At 44.7% G+C, this 6,405-nt stretch carries 8 protein-coding genes; 1 reads left to right on the top strand and 7 read right to left on the bottom strand.

Annotation, left to right across the window (positions count from 1 at the left end; all coding sequences use genetic code 11):
* Positions 1-184: 184 nt before the first annotated feature.
* Complete coding sequence (locus QUA47_RS12535) at positions 185-889, bottom strand: GUN4 domain-containing protein (protein WP_333430979.1); 705 nt, start codon at positions 887-889, stop codon at positions 185-187.
* Positions 890-1,086: 197 nt separating this feature from the next.
* Positions 1,087-2,301, bottom strand: coding sequence for a hypothetical protein (locus QUA47_RS12530; RefSeq protein WP_333430978.1), 1,215 nt, complete (start codon positions 2,299-2,301; stop codon positions 1,087-1,089).
* 746 nt (positions 2,302-3,047) lie between these two features.
* Here QUA47_RS12530 and QUA47_RS12525 point away from each other — a divergent pair.
* A protein-coding gene (locus QUA47_RS12525; RefSeq protein WP_333430977.1) for an IS630 family transposase occupies positions 3,048-3,922 on the top strand; the annotation gives its coding sequence in 2 pieces (ribosomal slippage) (positions 3,048-3,377 and positions 3,380-3,922; 873 coding nt in all).
* Positions 3,923-3,937: 15 nt separating this feature from the next.
* Here QUA47_RS12525 and QUA47_RS12520 read toward each other — a convergent pair.
* The 5 genes from QUA47_RS12520 to QUA47_RS12500 form a co-directional block, all read right to left on the bottom strand.
* Positions 3,938-4,123 carry a hypothetical protein gene (locus QUA47_RS12520; protein WP_333430981.1) on the bottom strand — a complete coding sequence of 62 codons (186 nt, stop codon included), beginning with the start codon at positions 4,121-4,123 and terminating at the stop codon, positions 3,938-3,940.
* Between the two features lie 33 nt (positions 4,124-4,156).
* Complete coding sequence (locus QUA47_RS12515) at positions 4,157-4,303, bottom strand: hypothetical protein (RefSeq protein ID WP_190660285.1); 147 nt, start codon at positions 4,301-4,303, stop codon at positions 4,157-4,159.
* A gap of 814 nt (positions 4,304-5,117) precedes the next feature.
* Positions 5,118-5,282: a photosystem II assembly protein Psb34 gene (gene psb34, locus QUA47_RS12510; protein ID WP_333405603.1), complete on the bottom strand. Its 165-nt coding sequence runs from the start codon at positions 5,280-5,282 to the stop codon at positions 5,118-5,120.
* A 129-nt stretch (positions 5,283-5,411) separates the two neighbouring features.
* Positions 5,412-5,657, bottom strand: coding sequence for a hypothetical protein (locus QUA47_RS12505; protein ID WP_333405604.1), 246 nt, complete (start codon positions 5,655-5,657; stop codon positions 5,412-5,414).
* Positions 5,658-5,731: 74 nt separating this feature from the next.
* Positions 5,732-6,064, bottom strand: a complete 333-nt coding sequence (locus QUA47_RS12500; RefSeq protein ID WP_333430976.1) for an ISAs1 family transposase — start codon at positions 6,062-6,064, stop codon at positions 5,732-5,734.
* Between the last annotated feature and the right edge of the window lie 341 nt (positions 6,065-6,405).

Raw genomic sequence — 6,405 nt, 5'->3', positions numbered from 1 at the left:
TCGAATGCCAAGGCAAAACGCGAACTGAATTTTCAGCCGCGACCGTTGGAATGGGTGGTTGACACCGCCTGGAAATCTCGAAACTCCTGAAACTGGCTGTGGTGATGGCGCTGGGTGAGTTTTGATGTTGAGATGCGATCGCTCAAGAATACAATCAGTTTGATTGCAGTTTGATTAAGGAGCGTCAAGGTAGCTTGCAACTATCCATGCGGGATACCAAAGATGCGACGGGACGACCGAAGCCAGCCAGTACCGTGCTGCGCCGCCACCACAGCGTAGGTAAGTGACCCGCAAGAGCGCTCAGGTTGAAGGTAACGCGCTTGTACTCTATCCATTCGCCGTCCACAAAGTGTCCGGTAATTTCCCCAAAGCGTTGGCCCGCATCGTCTACGTCTGGATTAGTAGCAATGGTACTTTTCCAAATACGCTTTTGAACGCTGAAGCCGAAGTGACCGCCAGAAGATGCCAACCATAGTTTGTCTAAAGCGTGGAGGTCGGAACAGGGAATTTGCTCGATTTCTCCTGGCTCGAAGGAATCAGCAAATTCTCCTGGTCCAACGTTTTTGAGCATGAGTTTGGCTGTTTCTTCATCCGCTTGTTGCCACTGCCTAGCGCCTAAGAAATCTCGCAGTTGGGCATAATTTTTGTAGAGCGCTTCTACAGTAAGGGAACCAACTTGACCATCAGCTACAAGATTTTGGTCTTTTTGAAAAGCTTTTACGGCGGTTTCAGTTTTAGGGCCGAATTGACCATCTGGGTTGCCGGGATGCCAATCGGGGCGCTTCGATTGTTTAGATAAATCAATCAACCGCACTTGCAATTCCCGCACATCTTGTCGCGCTGCTGCCAACCCATCGCCTGATTTAAGAATGCTTTTCCATCCCAACATACTCTGAACCTCGTGATTTCCTTTGTACCTGAACCCATTCTGAGCAATCCTATGGGCGCATGACCAGTCGCATCTTTGAGTGTCACTCATTTGAGGGACAAGAAATGTGGGGTCGATTCTTCTCAAGACGATAAAGGGTCTTTTAGGACAGCAAAACTTTTCTGTTAGTTAGCTGTCTCCTACTTCCAAATACACTACTAGGCGACAAAAATTGTCTGACCGTTGGTCAAACTTGTAAAGTCATAGGTTGTGCTACCCGCTATTAGTTTTTCAAACTCGGAAGTTTTCATAGTGCCATTACTACTTCTAAAACCCACCGTTGTCCCCAATATTTCAACGGTATAGCTGCCTGATGTTAATTCCAGCGAGTCTCGATCCTTCCCGCCATAGAAAGTAGCAGAACCAGAACCCCTGATATAATCTGTACCTTTTCCTAAAAATATGTTGCCCAAGCTAGAAAAGCCGCTATCAGTAATGATGGAGTCCGCGCCATTACCAGTATTAATGGTACCGCTGTTGGCGATGGTCGCGCCAAAGCGAAAATCAGTCCTAATGCCAAGAATTATATCATCACCGTCGCCAGTATTGATGGTGCCGGTATTGAAGATGGCGCTGCTGTAAGTGCTAGTGCCAGTGATTATATCGTTGCCATCCCCGGTATTGATGGTAGAGGAATTGGCAATGGCGTCGCCCTGAGTTGAAATGCCAGTGATTGTGTCGTTACCCTCGCCGGTGTTGAGAAAAGAGGAATATAAAACTGTGCCAGAATACCCACCAGTGCCAGTGATTGCGTCATCCCCTTCCCCAGTATCAATGATGGAACCATTGATGGAACCAAAACGTAAGCCCATGTATTCGCCAGTACCCGCGATCGTGTCATTACCGTAGCCAGTCTTTATGATGATCGGGCTTTGCAAGTTGGGGTTGTTTGAGTTATGCTCGATTCCTACGCTCAAAAAACCCTGGGCAAGGCCCGTGATTATGTCATCACCACCACCCGTATCAATGGTGCCTCCTTCGTTGAAAATGCCATTACTCTCACGATCGCTCGACCTGTATTTTCCTTGTCTGTAACGGAGGCCAAGGATTAAGTCGTTTCCCTCACCCGTATGGAGCGTGCCCGTGTTGTGGATGCCACTGACCCTGTACTCGTAAGTATCAGGAATTAAGTTGCCGTAGTCTGCCGCAGCAACGATTAAGTCGTTACTATCACCAGTATTTACGGTGGCACTGTTGTAGAAACCGCTGATCCTTGTCGGAGTGCTGTTGATACTGTTCTCCCTGCTACCGAGGGTTAAGTTCTCGCCCGCAAGAGTATTAGCGAAGCCGTTATTAAGTATTCCTTCCTCGCCAGACACGCCGATCGAATTACCCTGCTCGGTAAAGGTTATACCTGAAAGTTCGATTGGCATAAGAAGACCTCGGAATTAGAATTAAAGCGAAACAGTATTATATGTAACCCTTATAGGGGTATCACGCTTTATAATATTTCATTCTGTATAATTTTATTTCTCAAGATAGCCCAAGCTATTTGATGAAAAAGCTTACTCGTAAAATTTTTTATATCGCCACAAATTAATTACCGACGACTATGATTATAACAGTGAATGGTTTTAACAGAGAAATAAAAATTGGTGGTATATTCAACTTCAAACAATAGTTTTAAAGCTGAAGTTAGGGTTATTTGGACAAGATAGATTGACAGGGTTGTTGCAGATTACAGAAACGGTTTCTCGATCGAAAACAACCATTGGGATAATTTTCATATAAATTTAACCTTGCTCAGTTTGCTGTTTATTTCTTGTAAATTAGCGGTAAAAAAAAGGTTATAAAAATGCAACGACTGTGCCTATTACTGTCAAGTAGTATTCGCCAATTTAAATCTTGTCCCCTGAGAAAAACTGATTTCACAAATGATCACTTTACTATCTCTAAAGCGAGCTGAAATCTTCAGAACCGATGAGATTGGGAGCAACACGTATCAAAGAAGCTAAAACTTCACCGCTGCTGGCTACTGTAATTAAGGTGCCGTCAGTTCCTGGCGAAATTGATAGCTGTCGGAAGGTCAAGCCATTGATTATAGCAACCGCCTTGGCGGTTAAGCTATAGACTGGAAGTAGACCTTAATCTGGCTCCGGCTGTGCTCTTATAGAAACCCATGCCCAAACCCTACAGTTACGATCTCCGGCAAAAAGTGATCCAAGCCATCAAGCTTGATGGCTTAAAGATTAGTGAAGCCACTGTTCTATTCGGTATTAGTCGTGACACGATTCGATTATGGTTGAAGCGGGAACGCGAGACAGGGGACTTTCAAGCACTGCCGAATAAACCACCTGGGAATGGGCATAAAATTACTGACTGGGGAAAATTTACCAAATTTGTCGAGGTTAATGGAGATAAAACTCAAGTAGAGATGGCTCAACTATGGTCGGAAGAAATTAGCGCTCGTACTATATCAAGAGCTTTAAAGAAAATCGGGTTCACTCGCAAAAAAAAACTTATGGTTATCAAGAGCGAAATGAAATAAAACGAGCTGAATTTAGAGAAGAGATAGTCGTGTATAAACCCGAAGAAATAGTGTATATAGATGAAGCAGGGATGGACAAGAGAGAAAATTATAGCTATGGATGGAATGAAAGAGGTCAGCGGTTTTACGATCTCAAAAGTGGGAGGAGGCAAGGGCGGATTAATATGATTGCTGGCTTTTGTAATGGGCAGTTATTGGCTCCCTTTACTGTTGAGGGTTTTTGTAATCGAACGGTCTTTGAAACTGGGTTAGAAGCTTGTTTAATACCGACGCTCAAACCCGGGCAAATACTAATTGTAGATAATGCCACTTTTCATAAAGGTGGAAATATTATTCAATTAATTGAAGCAGCCGGGTGTCAGTTAAAATACTTACCCTCTTATTCTCCCGATCTTAACAAAATTGAGCGATGTTGGTCATGGTTAAAGAGTCGAATTCGTAAACAACTAACTCAATACGGCTGTCTGAGAGATGCAATGGAAGCTGTGCTTCGCACAGCGGCTTAACCGCCAAGGCGGTTGCTATAATTGCACGGTATCTTGAGACTTGGCGAAATCAGCGATCGTATCAATTCCCAATCCGGCACCTAAAACAAATACATCATTGCCCGCGCCGCCGACTTGAATATCGTTTGCCAAACCGCCGTTTAGGGTATCAAAACCTTTCGCGACATTGAGGATATCGCTGCCGTCGCCCCCGACAAGGATATCGTTGCGCTAACCGCCTTGGCGGTTGCTGTACTATCGCCTTGGCATTGTAAATCTTAGCCCGTTAGCAATCTGGCGAATGTGTTCCTTGTCGGCAGACAGCATGAGGTGATTGTAGTTTGTCCCATTCAGGCGAATCGGTGTGGGATAGCGGACAATCAGCGTTGCCATTCTTTCCATTGTCCGATCTTGGTCAGAGGAAGGCAAAATTAAACACGCTGGGCGGCCCTGGATTTGTAACCTCTGCATCTGGGGACGAGTACCGTAGGGATTTAGTCTATGATTCAGTGCATCCTTACAAACATTCTGAATCGTTGACGGTGGCGGTGACGACAACCCCGTTATCTGGAAGAATCCATCCGCTGCGCTGAAACGTTCTTCATAGCCCTTTGTAGGTTGCCAATTGCTGGGGTAGCTAAAGGTAACACCATACGTCGAATTATTGTATAGCTTTGTACTGGGAGCAGGTTTACGTGAAACTTGCTTTTGACCAACTGATGGGGAAAGCTGGCTGCTACTGCTACCTGGGGAGAGTATTCCCGTTAGTGGCACGAAGATTAAAACTCCTAGGGTACACAAGAGTGAATATCGATAAACAATGTTTTTCATGGATTTTCTTGAAATACTCTACAAGGCTTACGCAAACAGCCAGAAATAGCCCTTTTTTTAAGGACTGTTTAGTTATTCAACAATCTTTGTGAATTGGAACAATCCCGAACTGTTTTACTGATACCTTCCATTCGCATTTACCTAAATCCGGTTTTTATAGCATTTCTCAGATAAATGAGGTATGTAATAAGGCTTGAAAATCTCGATATTCAGGTAATCTCGTGTACCTCATCTTTTTAAGAAAGGCTATTGGAACGGTAGCCTTAGAAATTCGGTTTGCTAAACACCTACCCGATTCGAGCTGCGGTACTGCCAAATATAAACTGAAAAACTGCCTCCTGTAACCCAAGAGGCAGTAAAAACGAGTGCGGGCAAATGCTTGAAGTTAGGCAGCGAAAGCAGTCAGCACCAAGAACGTCACCAACAAGACAGCACCGGCACCTTGAAGGGCGTAGCGACGCTGCTGGTCGGGTGAAGGGTACTCGGCGTAAGAAATTTTGGGTACGACGGCGTAGTTGTTGAGGGTTCCGTTTTCGTCGGTGGTGTACATCGCTTGTTCTTCCTTTGCTTTCTTATGTAAATCAATGTAACAAAGTGTTAAGTGATGTAACAGTGACTTGACACAAGCTCATGAGTGATGTTTGTCACCGACGATCGACAAGTGTGAAGATTGCAGGAGTCACTTGCCAAATGGCTGTCCCCACCACTGCCAGCATTCTTTGTTAAATGGCGACTTCCATTTATAGATAAGCTCTGACTCCAGTTGTAGTCGCTGTTTTCGATTAACTGGCGCTCCGTACCAAAACGCAATAGCCACAGCCACATCCAGGGAATAACGGCGGTGCAGTTCGATGTAGTTGGCAACGTAGCTATGGCAATCATGGCTCATCCACCGTTGTTTGGGAGTGCGGTGTGTTTCTCCCACATACAGCAGCAAGGGAAGCAGGGTGGATTAATTGTCGAAAAAATAAACTAAGCCGATCGGGCAATTTGATGATGCTACGTGAAAGATTTAACTGGTTTGTCTGGACACTGAAAACCGAAAAGCAACTCACAAAGCTTTTCGACCTGGGTGGCCATCAATCTTAAAGCTTGTGGAAGAGTATTTGTACCATTCATCCGAGCGAGCGATACTAAAAATTGTCTAACCGTTGCCCAATTAGCAGGTGAGTTGCCACCGCGATGAATACAGTTATCCTCATTTAAGGTCACCTCTTTAACCCAATGCAGTCGCTTCTCAATTAGCCAGTGTCCCCGAATTGCATCCGCAAATTGATGAGCCGACCAATCCAAACTACTTAAATAATAATGTGTTTCATGGAAATCAATCAATCGACGACGACTTTTTTTCCCTTACCATCTGCTGCCAGTTCTCTCGATCGCAATTATGTGTTTAGCGCCCGCCCACAGGGGTAATAATTGAGGAGCGATGGCATAAATTGTGGTGATTCGAGTTGTTGTGCGTCCATGTAGGTGTTCGTGGGTTTGATTTTTGTCGCTCTCACTCTGAGATTAGACTACTTTTTGAGAGGCTTTAAACAGATTTGATTGATTATCTTTGGGTAGTGAAGCATAGTAATGGTAAGCTGGTAAACGAGGATATTCAACCATTGCATTGGTGCAATTTGGTAGTTGGTGCATCATTACAATGCCTCTCTTCGCTGTTGACCATT

Origin of the sequence: Microcoleus sp. MON2_D5, assembly GCF_036701905.1 — a bacterium.
Classification (GTDB): Bacteria; Cyanobacteriota; Cyanobacteriia; order Cyanobacteriales; family Microcoleaceae; genus Microcoleus.
Note: the sequence above shows the minus strand (reverse complement) of the source record. Positions and strands in the feature narration are given on the sequence as shown.

What these genes read in the sequence shown, in the direction of transcription:
- QUA47_RS12530 (WP_333430978.1), bottom strand. Translation starts at nt 2,301, where the DNA reads ATGCCAATCGAACTTTCAGGTATAACCTTTACCGAGCAGGGTAATTCG.
- QUA47_RS12535 (WP_333430979.1), bottom strand. Translation starts at nt 889, where the DNA reads ATGTTGGGATGGAAAAGCATTCTTAAATCAGGCGATGGGTTGGCAGCA.
- psb34 (WP_333405603.1), bottom strand. Translation starts at nt 5,282, where the DNA reads ATGTACACCACCGACGAAAACGGAACCCTCAACAACTACGCCGTCGTA.
- QUA47_RS12515 (WP_190660285.1), bottom strand. Translation starts at nt 4,303, where the DNA reads ATGGAAAGAATGGCAACGCTGATTGTCCGCTATCCCACACCGATTCGC.